Origin of the sequence: Sphaerospermopsis sp. FACHB-1194 (assembly GCF_014696235.1) — a bacterium.
GTDB classification, from domain to species: domain Bacteria; phylum Cyanobacteriota; class Cyanobacteriia; order Cyanobacteriales; family Nostocaceae; genus Sphaerospermopsis; species Sphaerospermopsis kisseleviana.
This window is the reverse complement of the sequence record NZ_JACJPU010000002.1, coordinates 95152-114615: the sequence shown is the minus strand read 5'-3', so window position 1 is coordinate 114615 and position 19464 is coordinate 95152. Positions and strand designations below refer to the sequence as shown.

Here is a 19464-nt window from a genome sequence, read left to right as displayed (position 1 = left end):
TACAAAAATGCAATGCCTAAAAAAAGGCAGTTCTACTTTGAGAGTAGGCGAAATCTGGAACTATGACCAACTGTGATAGTATTTAATTTAAAAGTTAAAATATTGAATTAAATTTGTAAACTATTGTCAAGGAATCCAGTGCCTATAGGTAAAATATATCACAGATACAAGCTGTATAGGCAACATAAAAATTAGACTTTTGTAGAAATAGTTAATTTCCCAATTGGATGTAGTGGTAAAATACACCATAGATATTAGTAATAATATTAGCAATGTGAGATATTTAGATTTGGATATTGGCATATTTTAAGAAAATAGGGAATGGGGGAAAATTTTTAGATTTTAGATTTTAGATTTTAGATTTTAGATTTTAGATTTTAGATTTTAGATTGGAGATCACAAAAACAATCCAAAATCAAAAATCCAAAATTAATAACTCCTGGCTTCTTTTTTTAGAACCAACCCTGCTTTTTGACGAAGTAGGTATTAACAAAGTCTTCATGGTTTTTATTCAAGTAAATCATGCCTTCAATTAACCCTACAAGCTGCATAATTATTAGTGTAAATCCGTAAGTGAGAGAACCACCGACTACAGAAATAACTAGCATGATAAAGCCTTCTGGGGCATAACCCAGAATAAATTTATGTATCCCAAATCCCCCCAAAATAATGCCACAGTACCCAGATAAAAGTTGTTTGGTAGCATGAGATGGATTAAGATTAGTCATATTTAGTGAAGCTCCTGTATATGTAGGGTTTGCTCTTGAAAGTCTTCTGGTGCGGGCAGGCAAGAGGCAAGAGGCAAGAGTTTGAGCTATCTGTTGGTAACAAATTTTTTCATATTTCATCCTCAAAATGCTCAATTTTGCCATTCTTACCTTCAAAACCCTTGCACCTCAAAATCTTCTTTATCAGCCTTAAACCTTTGATTTATCAGGGTTTTGCATTTATATGGCTTACGCCACGCTCCGCTATCAGCATCCCCTATGTAATTATCAGAGTATTTCTAGTTTAAGTAAATGAGAAATTTAACCACAGAAGAGAATTCTGAAGGTGAGATCAACAAATTTGATTTTGAATCTTCAATGTCAAATCAAAAATCCAAAATTTCAAATCTAAAATTTGGTAAGTTAGTTGATAAATTTTGGTGCAGATAGTTTACAGATTTATATGTTCAACTTCAGCAAAGTTGAATATCATTAACCTGAATAATCGGCAGCATCTGTGATACTACTCTAGTGTTTACGGGTTGATTGTTATTATGTCCGGGAATTTTTTTCATTTATACCCATCTGCAAAATTAATTTTACAGATGTAGGTGGGGTTGAGGTAAGAAACCCAAAACCTCAAGGACTGGTATAAGTTGGGTTTCCCTATCAACTGTCACCTATTACCTGCTATAGCGGTGATGTTGCGCTGCTGGAAATTTGAGAATTTCAGATTTATATGTCGATATAATCAAATATTTTTGATTTTTTCAACTGTAATTGTCGGTTTTAATTATTGCTGCCCAAAAGAAATAAACTGAGCAAAGTACCACTATTCCAAAGTCCGTGGAGGAGCATGGGAGCGAGAAGATTGCGCGATCGCGTGTATACTATTCCTAAAACCATGCCTAATGCTGTGAGTGGCAAAATTTCCGATAAGCTGAGGTGAGCAGCAGCAAATAACAAACTACTCAAAAAAATTGCACTCCAAACAGGTAAATAACGAGTGAGGGAGGGTAATAAAAACCCACGAAATAGAAATTCCTCAAAAAATGGCGCTGCTATGGCCGCAGTAAAGAAAAATATTCCCAATGCTACATCATCTCTGCTTTCTAGCGCCAATTGTAACAGGGGGTTGCTTCCGCCTTGTCCGTTCCATAGTTGTTGATTGATTAATGATACTATGACGACTATGGGTAAAGCTGTGCAGTAGCCACCCAGTCCCCAGAAAAACCAATTACTGAAAAACCGGAAGCGAAACCAATCTTCTGGTAAGGGAAAATAACGTTTAATAGAAAAATACAGCACTGAGAACGCACCCAAGGCAACCATTACATAACTCACCAAGACAGAAAAAGCCTGAACTCGCACATTATCCGAGGAACGGGAGATAGGGAGGAGGGTTAACAATTCAGGTATAAATAATTGTCCCATCAAGAAAAATCCCAGGACAAAAACCTGTAAAATTGTTTCCACATTCCAAGGAGTTGACCAAGGCTTTTGGGCATTTGTCGCTAAGATAGACTCTCTGCCCTTGAGTAAAAGCTGAATAATTAAAGCTATTAGTAAGATTAGACCAATAAAAGCTGTTAAGCTGGGAATAGTGGCAATTAAGGCTAATTTTAATACTGCATCGGTAGCGGCTGCTTGTTGTGCAGCCTGAACATCTGCTAAAGCAGCTTGACGTTGTTGGAGTTGGTAAAGCTGAGTTAAAGCCGTGGAGCGAAACCAACCTTCTAAATTTTTTTGTATCAGTGGTTGAGCATTTGGGAGTAGACGCGGCGGGTTACTCCATAGTCCACTGAGGACGTTAGCGGTGGCGGTAAATTCGGTTTCAGAGGGTTCTTGTACTTGACTCCAAGTTTTTTGGGCTTTATCTGTTTCCCCTTGCTGTGCTTGTAATATTCCTAAGCGTAAGTCTAATTCATCCCGCAATTTTTGCAGTTTGCTGATAGACTTCTCTAGCTCTTTTTGTTGTTGTTGGGGAGAGGTTTTGGTTTCCAGGGGTTCATTTGGTAGGGGTTTGGCAGGTGTGACAGCGGTAATATCTTGAGCGCGAAGCTTGTCCAGTTGGTTTTTGGTTTTATCCAAGTTTGTTTTTACAGACTCACGCGCCTCTAGATATTGCTTGGCTGCACTTTCTAGGGGTTTATCACCTACTATTGCTGCCCGAAGAGCTTGAAAACTCTCGTCGTTGCTATCTTCTGGTTGCCATGCTTGGGCTTGCAAGACAATATTCGTTTGGTACAGTTCCAAACGACTTTGAAACTGAGGTTTTTGCCAACTAGCAAATAAAGACAAGCCGGACAACATAATCGCTAACAATGTTAGCGCAGTTAACAGCAATCGTTTAAGTGACATCTATCCCCCTTGAACTTACCTGTAGAGAGCGATCGCCCCTTGGCAATTATAAGATAATCTGGCAGGTTGGGGGGATAAGGGAATTGACACATAATTACCCCCGCATCTTGCGGGGGATTTGTGATCAAAAATGTCGTTTACCTTAGTTTAGTATGGAGTAGATTTACTGACCGGACATTTGTGGTGCTTTGTCTAGTCTCCAGGTGAAGTAGCTCTCTGGGTTGTTGTCAGGAACTATAAACCCAGTTGCTCCTCCTGATGTCTGAGGGGGTCTAGGAGAACTACTTTGTCCTTGTCCTTGTTGTCCTGGTATTTGTGGTATTTTTGGTATTTGTGGTATTTTTGGTATTTGTGGCATTTGTTGTTCTTGTCCTTGTCCTCCAACTAACAACTCTTGTGCATTTGTGGATAGTTCTTCCAGTAAATTAAACATTGAAACTTACCTCACTTACGTTATTGATTTAGTTAAGGGTTCTGTCCCATTTATTAATTGACAATAAGTGGTTTTTTGAAGGTAATTCATGTGTCAGATGGCAGAATTTCTATTATGCTTTTTGGTTACTATAAGAGGTAGAGTATTATTGATACAGATAAAATCAATCTTTTTCTCGGTTTTTTGGATTAAGAGCTAACCGATCTTCCCTCTCACCCAAGCACGGAAAGATTTTAACAAAGCAATTTCACCCATATTTTTACTCTGCTGAATGAATCTAGTCATATCACTAACAGAAATCACAGGAAAAGCAACACTAAAATTAATTTCAATATACTCGCCTTCTAACAATTGATAAAACCTCAAAACATCACCGTCATATCTCCAAAGTTCAGCCACACCTAACGCAGCGTAAATATTAAACTTATTTACAGAACTGCTAGTAATATCAATTTCAATTGCTAAATCTGGAGGAGGATCTGTTTCTAAATTTAAAGTTTCTTTACCTCTGATAGCTGGTTCATTTTGGATATAATAACAAGTATCTGGTTCAATGCCTTTTTTATTTATTTTACGTTTTAATGTAGTAGATCCAGCACTTATTAATTCTGTATCTAATACTTCAGCTAAAGCAAATATCAATCTATCAAATTGAATTTTTGGGTTTTCGTGTTCAAATAGTGGAGTCATAATTTCTAAAGTACCGCACTCATAAGCAAAGCGAGAACCTCTATTTTCACCTGTATCTTTTAGCAAGGATTCAAAGGTATCCCAACTAACGTCATATAAAACTGTTCTTTGTTCTGCGGGTGTTGATTGGAGAAGCATATACAATACCTATTCCATCACGATACTAGATAAAATACCTAAAATTTTACCGATATTATTAATATAATATTCACTCAAGTCAATTTCTACCACTTGATTAATAAGTTTTAAAAATTTCCAGTTAGTTCCAGTAGTAACAGTTCCATAAATTGTTTGAATGTTATTACCTTCACGTTCATTAAATATTCTAGCAGCGATCATTTCTGCTACACATTGTCCTAAACCTGCATTAATATTTTCTTTTTTTGCTTCTACAATTGTCACCACAGGAGCATTAACAATTAATAATTCTGGGGAACGACTAATAATAAAATCACAATTACCATTTAATCCCTTTTCACTATCTACAGTAAAATCAATACCAGAAAATAGACTAATTTGATTTTTTAAATACTTTCTCACACTAATTAAAATCGGTGCAATAATCATTTCCGAGCGTGATTTTTCCGTATTACTTGCAAGTGCTAAAGGGACATTTTCTTGTAATAACTCTGCTAATAAAGCTGGACATTCAATTTCTGGAATAGAAGCAAAAATATTAACTTTATCTATAATAGTTAAAGCAAAGGATTTTCTAACTTTGTCTAGAGTAAATTCACTGTATGACATAACTATCTTCTCCAGAAGCAATTAATATTATCTCTGCTCCTCTGCGTCTCTGCGTGAGAAATAAAAAAGGTGGGCATTGCCCACCCAAAATATTATTTATCTATTCACCAAACACACTAGCAAAGAAATCTAAAGTTTCCTTCAAAGCTTTGATAAAAACATCAATTTCTTCACGGGTATTGTAAAAAGATAAACTGACTCGTGCAGTTCCCGCTAAACCTAAATGACGGTGTAAAGGTTGGGTACAATGATGTCCAGAACGAATAGCAACACCTTCTTGATCTAACAAAGTTGCTAAATCATTGGCGTGAACTTCGGAAGCTGTAAAAGCTGCTAAAGCGGCTCTACCTTCACCGTGAGCATCGGGTTTTGGTCCGTAGATTCTGATTTGAGGTATTTGGGCTAATTGATCGAATAAATAGGCTGTTAATTCCGCTTCATAAGCATGAATTTTATCCATACCAATGTTAGTTAAATAATCTATAGCTGCACCCAGGGCGATCGCCTCCCCAATAGCAGGTGTACCGGCTTCAAATTTGTGGGGTAATTCTGCATAGGTGGAATGGTCTAAATACACCTCTGCAATCATTTCTCCACCACCAAAAAATGGCGGCATTGCTTCTAATAATTCTAATTTCCCATATAAGAAACCAATACCAGTGGGAGCTAACATTTTATGTCCAGAAGCTACCAACCAATCACAGTCAATTTCTTGGACATTAATAGGAGTATGGGGGACACTTTGGCAAGCATCCATTAAGAATTTCGCACCGTATTGGTGAGCAATTTCAGCTATTTCTTTAACTGGGTTAATACAACCCAAGGTATTAGAAATATGAACTATAGAAACGAGTTTTGTTTTTTCGGAAATCAGTTTTTTAAACTGTTCAAAATCAAAGGTTTCTTCTGGAGTGAGTTCGACAAATTTTAAAACTGCACCTGTTTTTTGAGCGACAAATTGCCAAGGAACTATATTACTATGGTGTTCCATAACTGAGAGAATTATTTCGTCTCCCGGTTGTAAGTTGTTCATTCCCCAACTGTAAGCAACTAGGTTAATAGCTTCACTAGCGTTGCGTGTAAAAACAATTTCTTGGCGAGATTTGGCGTTAATAAAATTAGCTACTTTGTCTCTTGCTGCTTCGTAAGCGTCGGTAGCTTTGGCACTTAAATAATGTGCGCCGCGATGCACATTGGCGTTATATTGTTCGTAATAATCACGCCATGCGTTTAATACTGATAATGGTTTTTGGGAAGTTGCAGCGTTATCGAGGTAAACGAGGGGTTTACCGTGGACTTCTTGATGTAATATTGGGAAGTCTTGGCGAACTTTATCAGCGAGGGTTTTGGTAGAAGTGAATGTCATTTTTAATAAGTATTTCAGGAGTACAGAATAATTTCTAAATTTTAGAAATTCGACAATTCAACAGAAAATATAAAGTTCGTAGTAAGGACTTTAGTCCTTAAAATCTTTATGTTTGAGCGATGAATCGCTCACTACGAACTTACAATGCTTTACTTACTTGTGAGAGCGACGACTGTTTTTAACAGTTTTTCTCTCAATGATGAAACAGGAATTAAGTTAATAATTTCTGCTGCGAAGGCGTTAACTAATAGTTTGCGTGCGTCGGTTTCATCTATTCCGCGACTTTGCAAGTAGAAGATTTCATCGTCTTCCAATTGACTGACGGTTGCACCGTGAGCGCATTTAACGTTATCTGCGGTTATTTCTAGTTGGGGTTTGGTGTCAACTCTGGCTTTTGATGATAACAATAAGTTGCGGTTTAATTGTGCAGCGTCGGTTAATTGTGCGGGTTTGGGAACGAAAATTTTACCGTTAAATACTCCATGAGCGCGATCGCCTATAATGCACTTGTGTAGTTGTTTACTAACACCATGCGGATGATTTAAGGATATAGCACTGTGAGTATCAGCTAATTGTTTATCACCAATAACTGTTAAACCATTGAGTGTTGTTTCTGTTTGTTCTCCTGTTTGTAAAATCTCCAAATTATGACGGGAAATTTTACCACCAATTGTTACAGTATTACAAGTATAACGACTATACCGCGCTTGTGTTACCGCAGTTTTGCTAATGTGAAAAGCAGCATTACTTTCTAACACAATTCTATTGTGATTAACCTGAGCATTTTCATTTACCCAGATTTCCGTCACACTATTATTAAAGTAAACTTGCTCCTCTTGTGGAACAGGCATCTTGCCTGTTAAATATTCTCCAATACCTGTAACATACTCTTCAATCAAACTCACCTGAGAATTACTTTCAGCTATTACCAAACAACGGGGTTGAGAAATAATAGCTGACTCACCAGCAACAGAAATAAATAACAGATGAATGGGATTTTCTACAACTACATTTTTACCAATCAAAACCACTGCGACATCATTTAAACCAGCAGTATTCAGAGCAGTAAAAACATCCCTTGTTCCCTCAGACTTGTCCTGAGCGAAGTAGAAGGGCTGTGCTAAATATTCCTGAGCAACATCATCATCTAAAACATCTAAATTACCAACCTTTAAACCAGCAGGTAAATTTTCAGTATCAGATAAATTCGCTGCAAAAACACCATTTACAAAAACCAAACGGTGAGCAACTTCAGGTAAAGCAAAATCATCTGGTAGGGACAATTCATGAATTGTCCCTACATTAAAACTTACCTCTTTCAGTGGAGATAAATCAGTAAAACGCCATTCTTCATCGCGGGTGTTGGGAATAACAGAATGACGTACCCACTTAACAGCATCATTCTTAATTTGTTGTACCCAACCGCTTTTTTCAGATGCAGAAACCTGATTTAATAAACCAGTTAAAAAAGCATCTCGATTTAACAAAGAATTAGAAATAGAACTAGGAGAAACATCAATATTCATGATTACACACCTACTCCTAAAGCTTCTTCCAACACCCAATCATAACCACGAGATTCTAACTCTAAAGCTAACTCTTTACCACCACTTCTAATAATGCGTCCTTGAGCCATTACATGAACAAAATCAGGGACAATATAATCAAGAAGACGCTGATAGTGAGTAATCATAATTGTGGCATTTTCAGCATTAGTTAACTGATTCACCCCATTAGCAACAATTTTCAGAGCATCAATATCTAAACCAGAATCAGTTTCATCCAAAATTGCTAACTTAGGTTCTAAAATAGCCATTTGCAGAATTTCATTCCGCTTTTTCTCACCACCAGAAAAACCCTCATTCACACTACGATTGAGAAAAGAAGGATTCATTTTCACAACTTCCAACTTTTCTTCAACCAAATCATCAAAATCGAAAGCGTCAACTTCTTCCAAACCTTGAGCTTTTCTCCGAGAATTATAAGCAACCCGTAAAAAATCCAAATTGCTCACACCGGGAATTTCTAGAGGATATTGAAAAGCCAAAAACACACCACTTCTAGCGCGTTCTTCCGCTTCCATTTCCAAAAGATTTTGTCCTTGGAAAATCACCTCACCACCAGTCACAGAATAAGCAGGATGTCCCGCTAACACTTTAGAAAACGTACTCTTACCAGAACCATTTGGACCCATAATCGCGTGAACTTCACCAGCGCGAACCTCCAAATTTAACCCCTTTAAAATTTGAGTTCCATCAACATCAGCCTTCAAATCCTTAACAGACAAAATCAAATCACTATTTTCAATAATCATGTTCTCTCTCTCTTCTCTCTTCTTTCTTTGTGAACTTTGCGTACTTTGCGGTTCGTTTCAAAAAAAACCTCAAAGAAAACAGATTAACCCACACTACCTTCCAACTTCAAACTCAATAACTTATCAGCCTCAACAGCAAACTCCATAGGAAGCTGATTAAAAACATCCTTACAGAAACCGCTAATCATCATAGAAATAGCATCTTCTGCGGAAATACCACGTTGAGCAAAAAAGAATAATTGATCTTCACCAATCTTAGAAGTAGATGCTTCATGCTCAACCTTTCCAGTATTATTCTGAACTTGAATATAAGGAAAAGTATTAGCCTGTGCATTATCCCCAATTAACATCGAATCACATTGAGAATAATTTCTAGCACCCTTCGCAGTAGGATTAATCTTCACCAAACCCCGGTAACTATTACTTGATTTTCCAGCAGAAATACCTTTAGAAATAATTGTACTGCGAGTGTTTTTACCAATATGAATCATCTTAGTGCCAGTATCAGCTTGTTGCTTATGATTTGTTAATGCAACAGAGTAGAACTCACCCACAGAATTATCACCAACTAACACACAGCTAGGATATTTCCAAGTAATAGCAGAACCGGTTTCTACTTGAGTCCAAGAAATCTTAGAATTGACACCTTGACACAAACCGCGCTTGGTTACAAAGTTGTAAATTCCACCTTTACCATTTTCATCCCCAGCGTACCAGTTTTGCACGGTAGAATATTTAATTTCCGCATTATTTAAAGCTACCAATTCCACAACCGCAGCGTGTAATTGATTGCTGTCGTACATCGGTGCTGTACAACCTTCTAAATAGGAAACATAACTATCATCTTCGGCAATAATTAAGGTTCTTTCAAACTGTCCTGTATCACCGGAATTAATGCGGAAATAAGTTGATAATTCCATTGGTGATTTTACACCTTTGGGGATATAAACAAAAGAGCCATCGCTGAATACTGCGGAATTTAAAGCCGCAAAATAATTATCAGCAATAGGTACAACACTACCCAGATATTTTTTTACTAATTCTGGATGTTCCCGTAATGCTTCGGAAATAGAACAGAAAATAATGCCATCTTTAGCGAGTTTTTCTTTATAAGTAGTCGCTACAGAAACACTGTCAAAAATTGCATCAACAGCAACATTAGTTAATCTTTTTTGTTCATTTAAAGGAATACCTAATTTCTCGAAGGTTTCCAATAAAGTGGGATCAACTTCATCCAAACTGTTGAGTTTTTCTTTCTTTTGTTTCGGTGCGGAATAATAAATGATATCCTGATAATTAATAGGTGGATAGGTGACATGAGGCCATGTAGGTTCGGTCATCTTCAACCATTGACGGTAAGCACGAAGACGAAATTCTAGCATAAATTCCGGTTCTTCTTTTTTAGCGGAAATTAAGCGAATAATGTCTTCATTTAGTCCACGAGGGATGGTGTCGGTTTCGATGTCGGTGACAAAACCGTACTTGTAAGGTTGGTTAACTAAGGTTTTGACGGATGCGCTCATCGGTTCTCTTGTGTTCTCTTTAAAGGATAGGCGACGGGTTCTATAAAGCTGATTCCCGTTTTTTGTTAGCGATCGCTAACAGGGCTGTTAGAATAGGTTTACACACTAAAACAACTCGGCTGTTGTTTAATCTAAATCTATTGTACGATAGATTAACAACAACAATGTTGTTTTAGTCAAATTTTTTTAGAGATTTTTTGAATTTTTGGAAATTTTTATTGGGACTAACATGGCCACTACCCAGCAGTCCTCTACTAAGCAGGATATACTAGAGTATCTTTTAAAACACTCACAAGCTACGGCTCTTGAACTTGCGGAAATATTAGAAGTTAGCCCCCAAGCGATTCGTCGCCATTTAAAGGATTTGGAGGCTGAAGAATTAGTGATATATTCTATACCGGAAAATTCTGGTATGGGTAGGCCTCAACATATATATAGTTTAAGTCAAAGGGGTAGGGAACATTTACAAAAGAGTGTTAGCAGTGTCGGTGGTGGTTATGGAGAGTTTGCGGTTGCGCTGTTAGATACTTTAGCGGAAACTGTAGGGCGTGAGCAGGTAAAAACGATTTTACAAAAACAGTGGGAAAGAAAGGCGCTGGAATATCGGGAAAGGGTGGGTAATGGTTCTTTAAAGGAACGGGTTGCCGCTTTGGTGGAATTGCGAAAAGCTGAAGGTTTTATGGCTGAGTTTCACCCTATAGAATCAGATGCTAACGGTGGTGATAGGTTTTTATTTATGGAACACACCTGCGCTATTTCTAATGTGGCTGAGTCGTTTCCTAGTGTGTGTGGTCATGAGTTGGAAATGTTTGGAGCGATTTTACCAGATTGTAGTGTGGAAAGGACTCATTGGTTAATTCATGGTGAGCATCGTTGCGGGTATTTGGTACAGAAGAGGTAGGATGTTGAACGCAGATGAACGCAGATGAACGCGGATGAGGAAAAAATATAAAAAATAAAGAATTTTATGTAGTAATTGAAAGAGATGAAAATGGTATTGATATTGGTGAAGTTCCTCAACTTAAAGCCTGTTATATTCAGGGATAAACGATTGATTAACTATTACTATTATACATAAAAGTATGAACGCTCACAAAATAGAAATAACTTTAACTGAAGATGGAACTCTGACACTGCGGGGTTTACCATTTCAAGCAGGTGAAGCTGTGGAAGTGATTATTCTCGAAGCTAAACATTCAGATCAAAAAGTGTCAGTAAAACCACAATCAAATACCAATCTTTATCCATTGCAAAATACACAGCCATACTCTTATGAAGAACCTACAGAACCCGTTGGTTTAGAAGATTGGGAAGTTCTATAATGATTGTACTTGATACACATATCTGGGTTTGGTGGGTTCAGAACGATTCACGACTGACACAACAACAAAAACAATGGTTAAAAGATTATGAATCTGATGGTTTAGGAGTTAGTATTCTTTCTTGTTGGGAAGTAGCAAAATTAGTAGAGAAAAATAGACTCATCTTACCCTTAGATATTGATAAATGGCTAGAATTTGCTTTAGCTTATCCAGGAGTAAAATTATTAAATTTATCCTTACCAATAATTGTTGATTCAACTCAGTTAAACGGTTTTCATAGCGATCCGTTTGATCAACTTATTGTCGCTACTGCCAGATTTTATGATTGTTTTTTGTTAACTGCTGATGCTAAAATTCTTAACTATCCTCATGTGAAAACACTCAAGTAGTGAAGAAGTTTTTATTTCCTCGTTCCCAGTCGGAGACTGGGAATGCTATATAGAGGTTCTACCTCTTCAAATTAAAATAACATCACCACACTACCCAAATCATACCCGACTGTGCCAAAATGTACATAACTATATTTTAGGCATCTGTAATCTATGGTTTGGCAAAAAGGTGATAAATTACAGGGTGGGAGATACGTTATAGAAAAAGTTCTGGGAGAAGGTGGTTTCGGGATTACATATCAAGCACAACATACACTTTTAAAGCAGTGGGTAGTAATTAAAACGCCTAATGAAAGCCTAAAAAATGATTCAGAATACCCCAATTATGTGAAAAGATTTATTCAAGAAGGACGCAAATTAGCCAAACTTTCTCAACAACCACACCCGAATATTGTCCGTGTAAATGAGTTATTTGAAGAAAGTAAAACATATTGTTTAATAATGGATTTTGTGCCTGGTGAGAGTTTATTTAATTTGGTACAGAAACGGGGAGCATTACCAGAATTAGAAGCGGTAGGATATATCAAACAAATTGGAGAGGCTTTAATTTTTGTTCATCAACAGGGTTTAGTTCATCGGGATACACACCCTGGTAATATTATGGTACAAAAAAATGGTAAAGCTGTATTAATTGATTTTGGAATTGCTGGGGAAATAATGCCCCAAGATGGATATTTTACTTCTCATCATCCTGCTAATATTGCTTTTGCACCTTATGAACAAATGGGAGGAAATAGACAAGTAACCATAGATGTTTATACTTTAGCTGCTTCTTTATATTATGCAGTTACAGGTAAACGTCCTGAAAGTTCCCTGGATAGAAAATTGTATAATAAACCGTTAATTTCTCCTAATAAATATGTTTTTGGTATTAGTGATGGGTTGAATCTGGCAATACTTAAAGGTATGAATTTAGAAGCAGAATATCGTCCGCAATCTATGAGAGAATGGTTAAAGTTATTGCCTGATTTTAGTAATCAGGTTTATCAGATTAGTCAGAAAATAGAACATCAAACAATTAGGACAGAGAAAACTGTTCCTGTTATTGTAGGTGTTAATAACAAGGCTAAACTCAACAATATTAGTTTTAAGTTATTGAAATTAATGGGTATATGTTATTCAATGATGGGATTTTTATTAGCATCTTCTCCTTGGTATTATTCAGCTTTTGCTTGTTTCTTAGGTTTGAATTTGGCGTTTATCTCTGCTTTGATTTTAGTGTTAAATAAACCATTGCCTTATTTTTCATCAACTTGGTACATAGCTTTGCTTTTAAAGTTTGCTTTACAAATGGTTTTGAGTTTACCTTTGATTTTAGCTATGTTGGGACCTATTTATTTATCTATTGGATCAATTGAAGGTAAAGGAGAGGGTTCTATTGCCGGTTTAGCTGGTATTATTATTTTTTGTATTAATATTGTCTTGATTTTCATTTATGTTACAATTACTAAAAAATTCGAGAATTGTTTAAGTAGATGGAATCAATTTTTATTATTACTTGGCACATCTTGGTTAGGCTTATTTTTAGGCTGGTTAACCTATCAATTCCTCCCAATATTTCCAAATCGCTAAACCTTACATTTTTTATTATCTTATGATACAATATAATTGAGTTCCAAAAATATAACTACATAAATATAAAAAATGTGAACAACCTATCAATTCAAGTGCAAACATTACAGGAAGCATGGGAAAAAGGTTTACAGCAAGGTTTAACCCTAGTTGCTGTAAATATGTTACGAGAAGGTATTGATTTAGATTTTATCGTTAAACTAACTGGATTGCCATTAGAAGTAGTTAAAAATTTACAAGCTGTTGATATAGATGATGATAAAACATTAGTTAAAGATTTTTTAGAAATGAGTGAATCATCATTAGATAAAGTTTGGCTTGATCCAGAGGAAGACGAAGCATGGAAGGATCTATAGAACATTTAATTAAAGGTGATGTTATATCTGTTCCTTTTCCTTTCTCTGATACATCTACCACTAAGAAACGTCCAGCTTTAGTTATAACTGAATCGGACAATAATAATATTATAATTTGTCCTATCACCAGTAAACCAGGTCGAGATTATGAAATTAAGTTAGAAGATCAAGATTTTAGAGTTGGTAAATTGAATTTAAGTCCTTGCTATATTCGCCCTAATATTATTGCGACGGTTGATAAAAGTAACGTAATTCGGTACATTGGAAAAATCAAAGATGAGAAAATTCATCAAGTCATTACCGCAATTATTGAAATTATAGAAAAGCCATCATCACCACCACCAGTATCAAAAGCTTGGGAAAGAGGTAAAAAACCAAAATGATGAAATACCCATATCACCGACTTCTTGGATAAACTATTGAAGTAAGAAGTTGGGGATCTTTAACTACTTACGATTAAACCAATTTTCCCCACCTGGTAACTGTATTAAAACTTCCGCGATCGCTTTCGGTAAAGTTTTCGCCGAATGTTCATAAGTCAAAGTTAAAAATTGACAACTTTTTGCTATCAACTCCGGTTTATCAATCATTTCCTCCAATTGAAATTGATTATATGCACCATTTAAAACCTCATCACTTGCATCAGCAATAGCTTTCTCTATAACCTCCTCTAAAATTAAATCTTCCCATTCATCAACATTAATATAATAGGATTTTTTATTTTCCTTTAAGTTGATATCTTGAATACCTACCACTGAATTTCTAATAGAAGCTGCCCAGGAATTGGTTAGCAGTTGCTCAATTTGATTTTTAATTAAATGTATTAGTAAAATCTTTAAAAAAGACTTTATTTGTTGTATAATTGCTTTCTTACTCATCCCCTCTAACTCATCAACAATAGCTAAAGCATCGCTATAACGCTGTTCTAAGATACTATTTCTGAGGTCTATTAATTCCTGTGTCATCTTTGTATTAACCTCAAATTAACTCAACTACATTTAATATACCATCAAATATGGTTAATGAAACTCAAACCCCATGATTAACCCCTCTCTGCGTTCTCTGCGTCTGGAGCGTGAGAAAAAACAATTATTCAAAAATTACCACAATATGATTTAATATTATAAAAACAACTTCAGTTTAAATCTTATGGATATCTCCCCCAACCAATCATCAAGCCAATTTTTAACCCCTGACGAATCTGCACAAGTTGACGCAGCTTTATTATCTTCCCCTGAAAAATTTTTAACCAGATTGACAATTTCCTCCTTACGGATTTTACAACATATCGCCAAAGAATATGATGTACCCATTGAAGATTTGACAGCAAAACAAATTATTAACTGGTTTGAAATTGATGCAAAAATTAGAAGAGAAAAAGGAGTAGAAGAAGCATTTTTGAAGTGGTAGGGGATAATTTATAAGGGGACATGATCTTGATATATATAACTAAAAGGCGAGTTTTTATAACTCAGTCCTTTGCTATTTTTGGATTATTAGGACTATCTCTAATTAGTTGTAATCCCAAGGTAGCAAAAACTATGAAATTAACCAGCAGTGCTTTTGTAGATAATGGTTTAATTCCTGCAAAATATACCTGTGATGGCGCGGATATTTCGCCGCCTTTAAATTGGGATGAAATTCCCCCCAATACCCAAAGTTTAGTATTAATTGTAGATGACCCAGATGCACCAAAAAATACTTTTGTACATTGGGTTATTTATGATATTCCCCCTTCAGTTAACCAATTAGCGGAAAAAATTCCTGCGGGTAAAACTATTGCTAATGGTGGGATACAGGGTAAAAATGATTTTGGCAAATTGGGTTATGGTGGTCCTTGTCCTCCTAGTGGAACTCACCGTTATTTTTTCCATCTTTATGCTTTAGATAAAAAGCTAAATTTAGAACCTGGTGTTAGTAAAAATCAAATTTTAACAGCAATAGCAGGTCATGTTTTAGCAAAAGCCGAATTAATGGGAAAATATCAACGTCAGGGTTAAATGATTTAACAATGAAAAGAATCATTAGATCCCCGATTCATTTAATAAATAATAAATCAGGGATCTAATCACCAATTACCAATTACCCATTACCAAAAAAACAGATATGATAAATATTCAACACAGACAAAATCAATGATTGTAATTATTAGTCCGAGGACTACGCGCACCTGCAACTGCACCCATTAATGCTGCTGCTAAACTTAATAGAGAACCAAGGACAAACCACCATAAAGTTCTGGAAGTTGCTGCGGCAATTTCACGAGTTTGTTCAGCAGTTAAAGCAGGTAAATTTTGTGGTATCGTAGTACCTTGTCCTTGAATTTGATTAATTACTGATGCTGCATTGTAAGCAGCAACCCCAAAAGCACCCCAGACTCCATTTGCTAATAGAAAAGAGCTAATTGCTAAAGTAGTCGCCCAAAGAATTGCACCGTTAAGTAAAGCTGTATCTCGGTGCATTGGTCCACAACCACGGGTTGCTATCCAACCACCCAGAAACAGGGAAAGTAATAAAGCTATGGTTGACCAAATCCCCACATTACTAATAATTCCGGCGGCGATTGTTCTTGGTGCTAACGAGTCAGCTATTCTACCTGCACCTAGCGCCCCAAAAAATGAACTTAATATTAATTGCGTAGCTAGAGCAACTAAAACACCGGAAATTATTGGACCCCACCGCACGCGATCGCGGTATTCTGTTACTCGACTAGCTACCGCAGACTCAGAAGGCAGAATTTCATCCCCTATTCTATTTACATAAGACATAGTTTATTTTCTCCCTTGCTATTTCAGTAAAGTTGCTCAGGTATATTTATGCTTTATGCTTTTATTTACAATTAAATTGCTATTTTGTGTTTTTATTATCTATCAGTGGAAAGAGTTAATTACTATGTCTTTAGTGAGAAGATAAGGTTGTGAAATACAGTTTTGAAATATAGATGTAATGTTGAATTTTTCAGACTTTTTACATATTCAAAAAAGACAAAATTCTAACGCATTTTTACAGCCGTACCTGTAGCAGTAATCAGTAACAAAACTCCAGATTGGTCAACGTTAATTGTGCCTGTATCAATTTCAATTCCGATCACAGCATCTGCTCCTAAACGTTGCGCTCTTTGTACTAGTTGTTCTAGTGCTTTCCGTTGTCCTTCTTCAAATAAACGTTCGTAGCTGCCAGTACGTCCCGTCCACCAACAATATCCCTAATGCTGGCTAAAAAGTCCCGCAAAAAATTGCTGCCATAGACAACTTCCGCTGTGACAATGCCCAAATATGAATCAATGACAGCGCCTTGAATGACATCGGTTATGCTTAAAAGCATAATATTTCCTTATTGACAGCCAATAGTTTAAAGTTTGGGTTTTTATGTGCCTCTGATACAGATTGCCATAACTTCTGGAACTTTTTGGATCTTATTTTCATCCTATATTTTCATCCTGCTACACTTGTAAATGCCAATTGAATTGCATCTAGTTCATAGTCTTGCCACTTATCAGATGAGTATAGATGTTCGCCTGAATTCCTATATACAGCAACAGGACAGGGTTCTAAAAATTACCAATTTTAGAAGATTTTGTTAATGTGAATAAATACAGTTTTCAAAACTAAATATTTTTGTTTTAATGTACAAACAAAAACTTCACTAAAATTTAAGGATCTTTATGGTATACAAACAAACATCATTTTTGGTGGCTGTTCTATTATTAGGAAGTTTTGTAACTGCAATTCCTGTAGTGGCTGAAAGTACAGAGGTATTAGTTGCCCAAGCAAGTAACCCACGGTTAAGGGAATTATTAGAGGAAGGGCGGAAATTAGTCGATGCGGGGGATTATAATGGGGCGATCGCTGTCTATCAGGAAGCAGCAAAATTAGCTCCCAGAAATGCGAGAATTCATTCTGGAATTGGGTTCTTATATGCTCAACAAGGTAATTTTCAGTTAGCTTTAACTGCTTATCGTCGTGCGATCGCCCTAGATGGGAATAATAGTGACTTTTATTACGCTGTAGGTTATATCAAAGGTAATTTAGGAGACACCAACGGAGCAAAAGAAGCTTATCGTCGATCCATCCAGCTAAACCGTAGCAATTTTAATGCTTATTTAGGTTTAGGTGTCACACAAACTGCTTTAGGTGATTATACCTCAGCGATGTGGGCTTTTGAAGAAGCAATTAAATTAAACCGTAACAATCCACGTACTTATGAATTGATGGGTTCAATGTTCAAACAACGTAGACAAACTCAACAGGCCAGCAATGCTTTAAGACAAGCTCTTAGTTTATATCGCAGCAGTAATGATGCAGAAGGTGCAAACAGAGTAGAAAATATGCTCAGAGAGATCGGAGGTTAATGTTAGTAGGTAGCAGAAAAAAATTCCTTGACAAATTAAATGATTGCTGAACTCTAACCAATGCTAAAAATAAGAAATAGACTCTGGTGAATTACCAAAATTATGAATACTCAGGGAATAGAAAATCAGCAAAATTTGTCATGGTCTTTTTGGCCTATTTTACCTCTGTATCCCTACGGAAAAAGAAAGACTCTATGCCGAGAAATTATCAAAGATAGCCTATGGATATTTGATCAATTACAGGGCATTCTGTATACAGTTGTACCAGTTAGAATGACCATAATTAAGCTACAGGAAGGCGGACTTTTAGTTTATGCACCTGTAGCACCTACCCCAGAATGTATCAATTTAGTAAAAGAATTGGAACAAAAACATGGGGAAGTAAAATATATAATTTTACCTACCAGTTCCGGTTTAGAACATAAAATATTTGTCGGTCCTTTTGCCAGAAAATTTCCCCAGGCTTTAGTTTATGTTGCTCCCCATCAATGGAGTATTCCTTTTAATCTTCCCCTCATTTGGTTAGGTTTTCCTCAAAAACGGACATTATTTTTATCAATAAATCATCAAAACAACCCCTTTGGTAATGAATTTGAATATAAAATTTTAGATATCAATTTAGGTAAAGGTTCTTTCCAAGAAGTTGCATTATTACACAAACCATCTCGCACTTTATTATTAACAGATACCATACTTTCTATTTCTGAAGAACCACCAGAAATTTTACAAATAGATCCCTATCCCTTACTATTTCATGCTAGAGACAACGCCCAGCAAAAAATGATAGATAATGCTGATAACCGTCGTCGTGGTTGGCAAAGAATAGCTTTATTTGCAATTTATTTTCGTCCCAGTGCAGTCAAAATTTCTCAACTTGGGGAAATGTGGAAAGATGCCAAAAAATCCCCTGATCGTTCACATCAAGCATACTTTGGTTTTTTCCCCTTTAAATGGGATGAAAATTGGCAAGATACCTTTACTGCATTATCTGGTAATGGTCGTCCTTTTGTCGCCCCAATTTTACAAATTCTCATCCTTCCTCAAGGAGGAAGAGAAGTAATAGAATGGGCTGATCAAATTGCAAATTGGGATTTTCAACAAATTATTTCTTGTCATTTTGATGCACCTATTAAAGCTACTCCTCAACAATTTAGACAAGCATTTAGTTTTTTAGAAAAGCAACCAAAAGCGAGTTATCAGCAACCTTTATTAAAAGAAGATGTGCGTTTTATTGAAGAATTGGAAGCTGGTTTAGTGAAGCGGGGTATTGCTACACCTCAAAAGGAAAAGGTGTAATTTGTAATATTTCCTTCGGAAACGCTACGCGAATGTA

Annotated in this window: 21 protein-coding genes and 2 pseudogenes; 11 read left to right on the top strand and 12 right to left on the bottom strand. The window is 36.1% G+C overall.

What is annotated here, in order from left to right; genetic code table 11:
* Positions 1-452: 452 nt before the first annotated feature.
* From H6F45_RS01845 to sufB, 9 genes are all read right to left on the bottom strand, one after another.
* Positions 453-728 (bottom strand): NINE protein, encoded by a 276-nt coding sequence (locus tag H6F45_RS01845; RefSeq protein ID WP_096572610.1) that lies wholly within the window; start codon positions 726-728, stop codon positions 453-455.
* A 768-nt stretch (positions 729-1496) separates the two neighbouring features.
* Positions 1497-3068, bottom strand: coding sequence for a CPBP family glutamic-type intramembrane protease (locus H6F45_RS01840; protein WP_190346310.1), 1572 nt, complete (start codon positions 3066-3068; stop codon positions 1497-1499).
* 163 nt (positions 3069-3231) lie between these two features.
* On the bottom strand, positions 3232-3501 hold the full coding sequence (locus H6F45_RS01835) for a hypothetical protein (protein ID WP_190346309.1): 270 nt from the start codon (positions 3499-3501) through the stop codon (positions 3232-3234).
* Between the two features lie 195 nt (positions 3502-3696).
* Positions 3697-4329, bottom strand: coding sequence for a Uma2 family endonuclease (locus tag H6F45_RS01830; protein ID WP_190346308.1), 633 nt, complete (start codon positions 4327-4329; stop codon positions 3697-3699).
* 9 nt (positions 4330-4338) lie between these two features.
* The gene (locus H6F45_RS01825) at positions 4339-4938 is read right to left on the bottom strand and encodes a hypothetical protein (RefSeq protein WP_137668473.1); all 600 of its coding nucleotides are present in this window, start codon (positions 4936-4938) and stop codon (positions 4339-4341) included.
* A gap of 100 nt (positions 4939-5038) precedes the next feature.
* On the bottom strand, positions 5039-6304 hold the full coding sequence (locus H6F45_RS01820) for a cysteine desulfurase (RefSeq protein WP_096566655.1): 1266 nt from the start codon (positions 6302-6304) through the stop codon (positions 5039-5041).
* 149 nt (positions 6305-6453) lie between these two features.
* Positions 6454-7830, bottom strand: coding sequence for a Fe-S cluster assembly protein SufD (sufD, locus tag H6F45_RS01815; RefSeq protein ID WP_190346307.1), 1377 nt, complete (start codon positions 7828-7830; stop codon positions 6454-6456).
* A 2-nt stretch (positions 7831-7832) separates the two neighbouring features.
* Positions 7833-8618, bottom strand: coding sequence for a Fe-S cluster assembly ATPase SufC (sufC, locus tag H6F45_RS01810; protein ID WP_096566651.1), 786 nt, complete (start codon positions 8616-8618; stop codon positions 7833-7835).
* A gap of 83 nt (positions 8619-8701) precedes the next feature.
* Positions 8702-10141: a Fe-S cluster assembly protein SufB gene (sufB, locus tag H6F45_RS01805; RefSeq protein ID WP_096566649.1), complete on the bottom strand. Its 1440-nt coding sequence runs from the start codon at positions 10139-10141 to the stop codon at positions 8702-8704.
* A gap of 229 nt (positions 10142-10370) precedes the next feature.
* Here sufB and sufR point away from each other — a divergent pair, with 229 nt between their 5' ends.
* From sufR to H6F45_RS01770, 7 genes and pseudogenes are all read left to right on the top strand, one after another.
* Positions 10371-11042 (top strand): iron-sulfur cluster biosynthesis transcriptional regulator SufR, encoded by a 672-nt coding sequence (sufR, locus tag H6F45_RS01800; protein ID WP_190346306.1) that lies wholly within the window; start codon positions 10371-10373, stop codon positions 11040-11042.
* Positions 11043-11089: 47 nt separating this feature from the next.
* Positions 11090-11185: pseudogene (locus tag H6F45_RS27240) on the top strand (type II toxin-antitoxin system HicB family antitoxin); the annotation flags it as partial.
* Between the two features lie 38 nt (positions 11186-11223).
* A complete protein-coding gene (locus H6F45_RS01790; protein ID WP_137668478.1) occupies positions 11224-11463 on the top strand; it encodes a hypothetical protein in 240 nt (79 codons plus the stop codon).
* The gene (locus tag H6F45_RS01785; protein WP_137668479.1) at positions 11463-11852 is read left to right on the top strand and encodes a type II toxin-antitoxin system VapC family toxin; all 390 of its coding nucleotides are present in this window, start codon (positions 11463-11465) and stop codon (positions 11850-11852) included. The genes H6F45_RS01790 and H6F45_RS01785 overlap by 1 nt, the downstream gene beginning before the upstream one ends.
* A 153-nt stretch (positions 11853-12005) precedes the next feature.
* Complete coding sequence (locus H6F45_RS01780; RefSeq protein ID WP_190346305.1) at positions 12006-13424, top strand: serine/threonine-protein kinase; 1419 nt, start codon at positions 12006-12008, stop codon at positions 13422-13424.
* A 74-nt stretch (positions 13425-13498) separates the two neighbouring features.
* Complete coding sequence (locus H6F45_RS01775) at positions 13499-13780, top strand: hypothetical protein (protein WP_137668481.1); 282 nt, start codon at positions 13499-13501, stop codon at positions 13778-13780.
* A complete protein-coding gene (locus H6F45_RS01770; protein WP_096566637.1) occupies positions 13765-14163 on the top strand; it encodes a type II toxin-antitoxin system PemK/MazF family toxin in 399 nt (132 codons plus the stop codon). Before H6F45_RS01775 ends, H6F45_RS01770 begins: the two co-directional genes overlap by 16 nt.
* Positions 14164-14226: 63 nt before the next feature.
* On the opposite strand, the gene H6F45_RS01765 is transcribed toward H6F45_RS01770, so the two are convergent.
* The gene (locus H6F45_RS01765) at positions 14227-14745 is read right to left on the bottom strand and encodes a DUF29 family protein (RefSeq protein WP_190346304.1); all 519 of its coding nucleotides are present in this window, start codon (positions 14743-14745) and stop codon (positions 14227-14229) included.
* Between the two features lie 184 nt (positions 14746-14929).
* Between H6F45_RS01765 and H6F45_RS01760 the strand changes: the two genes are divergently transcribed.
* Complete coding sequence (locus H6F45_RS01760) at positions 14930-15190, top strand: hypothetical protein (RefSeq protein WP_190346303.1); 261 nt, start codon at positions 14930-14932, stop codon at positions 15188-15190.
* A 131-nt stretch (positions 15191-15321) separates the two neighbouring features.
* Positions 15322-15780: a YbhB/YbcL family Raf kinase inhibitor-like protein gene (locus H6F45_RS01755; protein WP_242052542.1), complete on the top strand. Its 459-nt coding sequence runs from the start codon at positions 15322-15324 to the stop codon at positions 15778-15780.
* A gap of 132 nt (positions 15781-15912) precedes the next feature.
* On the opposite strand, the gene H6F45_RS01750 is transcribed toward H6F45_RS01755, so the two are convergent.
* The gene (locus H6F45_RS01750; RefSeq protein WP_190346302.1) at positions 15913-16548 is read right to left on the bottom strand and encodes a hypothetical protein; all 636 of its coding nucleotides are present in this window, start codon (positions 16546-16548) and stop codon (positions 15913-15915) included.
* Positions 16549-16772: 224 nt separating this feature from the next.
* Positions 16773-17104, bottom strand: a pseudogene (locus H6F45_RS01745) (YbjQ family protein).
* A 340-nt stretch (positions 17105-17444) separates the two neighbouring features.
* On the opposite strand from H6F45_RS01745, the gene H6F45_RS01740 reads away from it, so the two are divergent.
* The gene (locus H6F45_RS01740) at positions 17445-18131 is read left to right on the top strand and encodes a tetratricopeptide repeat protein (RefSeq protein ID WP_190346301.1); all 687 of its coding nucleotides are present in this window, start codon (positions 17445-17447) and stop codon (positions 18129-18131) included.
* Between the two features lie 102 nt (positions 18132-18233).
* Positions 18234-19427 (top strand): DUF4336 domain-containing protein, encoded by a 1194-nt coding sequence (locus tag H6F45_RS01735; RefSeq protein ID WP_190346300.1) that lies wholly within the window; start codon positions 18234-18236, stop codon positions 19425-19427.
* Positions 19428-19464: the final 37 nt, after the last annotated feature.

Excerpts from the sequence above, each read along its gene's own strand:
- H6F45_RS01740 (WP_190346301.1), top strand. The coding sequence starts at position 17,445 with ATGGTATACAAACAAACATCATTTTTGGTGGCTGTTCTATTATTAGGA.
- H6F45_RS01735 (WP_190346300.1), top strand. The coding sequence starts at position 18,234 with ATGAATACTCAGGGAATAGAAAATCAGCAAAATTTGTCATGGTCTTTT.
- H6F45_RS01840 (WP_190346310.1), bottom strand. The coding sequence starts at position 3,068 with ATGTCACTTAAACGATTGCTGTTAACTGCGCTAACATTGTTAGCGATT.
- H6F45_RS01780 (WP_190346305.1), top strand. The coding sequence starts at position 12,006 with ATGGTTTGGCAAAAAGGTGATAAATTACAGGGTGGGAGATACGTTATA.
- H6F45_RS01790 (WP_137668478.1), top strand. The coding sequence starts at position 11,224 with ATGAACGCTCACAAAATAGAAATAACTTTAACTGAAGATGGAACTCTG.
- sufC (WP_096566651.1), bottom strand. The coding sequence starts at position 8,618 with ATGATTATTGAAAATAGTGATTTGATTTTGTCTGTTAAGGATTTGAAG.
- sufR (WP_190346306.1), top strand. The coding sequence starts at position 10,371 with ATGGCCACTACCCAGCAGTCCTCTACTAAGCAGGATATACTAGAGTAT.
- sufD (WP_190346307.1), bottom strand. The coding sequence starts at position 7,830 with ATGAATATTGATGTTTCTCCTAGTTCTATTTCTAATTCTTTGTTAAAT.
- H6F45_RS01770 (WP_096566637.1), top strand. The coding sequence starts at position 13,765 with ATGGAAGGATCTATAGAACATTTAATTAAAGGTGATGTTATATCTGTT.
- sufB (WP_096566649.1), bottom strand. The coding sequence starts at position 10,141 with ATGAGCGCATCCGTCAAAACCTTAGTTAACCAACCTTACAAGTACGGT.
- H6F45_RS01835 (WP_190346309.1), bottom strand. The coding sequence starts at position 3,501 with ATGTTTAATTTACTGGAAGAACTATCCACAAATGCACAAGAGTTGTTA.
- H6F45_RS01765 (WP_190346304.1), bottom strand. The coding sequence starts at position 14,745 with ATGACACAGGAATTAATAGACCTCAGAAATAGTATCTTAGAACAGCGT.
- H6F45_RS01760 (WP_190346303.1), top strand. The coding sequence starts at position 14,930 with ATGGATATCTCCCCCAACCAATCATCAAGCCAATTTTTAACCCCTGAC.
- H6F45_RS01755 (WP_242052542.1), top strand. The coding sequence starts at position 15,322 with ATGAAATTAACCAGCAGTGCTTTTGTAGATAATGGTTTAATTCCTGCA.
- H6F45_RS01825 (WP_137668473.1), bottom strand. The coding sequence starts at position 4,938 with ATGTCATACAGTGAATTTACTCTAGACAAAGTTAGAAAATCCTTTGCT.
- H6F45_RS01785 (WP_137668479.1), top strand. The coding sequence starts at position 11,463 with ATGATTGTACTTGATACACATATCTGGGTTTGGTGGGTTCAGAACGAT.
- H6F45_RS01750 (WP_190346302.1), bottom strand. The coding sequence starts at position 16,548 with ATGTCTTATGTAAATAGAATAGGGGATGAAATTCTGCCTTCTGAGTCT.
- H6F45_RS01830 (WP_190346308.1), bottom strand. The coding sequence starts at position 4,329 with ATGCTTCTCCAATCAACACCCGCAGAACAAAGAACAGTTTTATATGAC.
- H6F45_RS01820 (WP_096566655.1), bottom strand. The coding sequence starts at position 6,304 with ATGACATTCACTTCTACCAAAACCCTCGCTGATAAAGTTCGCCAAGAC.
- H6F45_RS01845 (WP_096572610.1), bottom strand. The coding sequence starts at position 728 with ATGACTAATCTTAATCCATCTCATGCTACCAAACAACTTTTATCTGGG.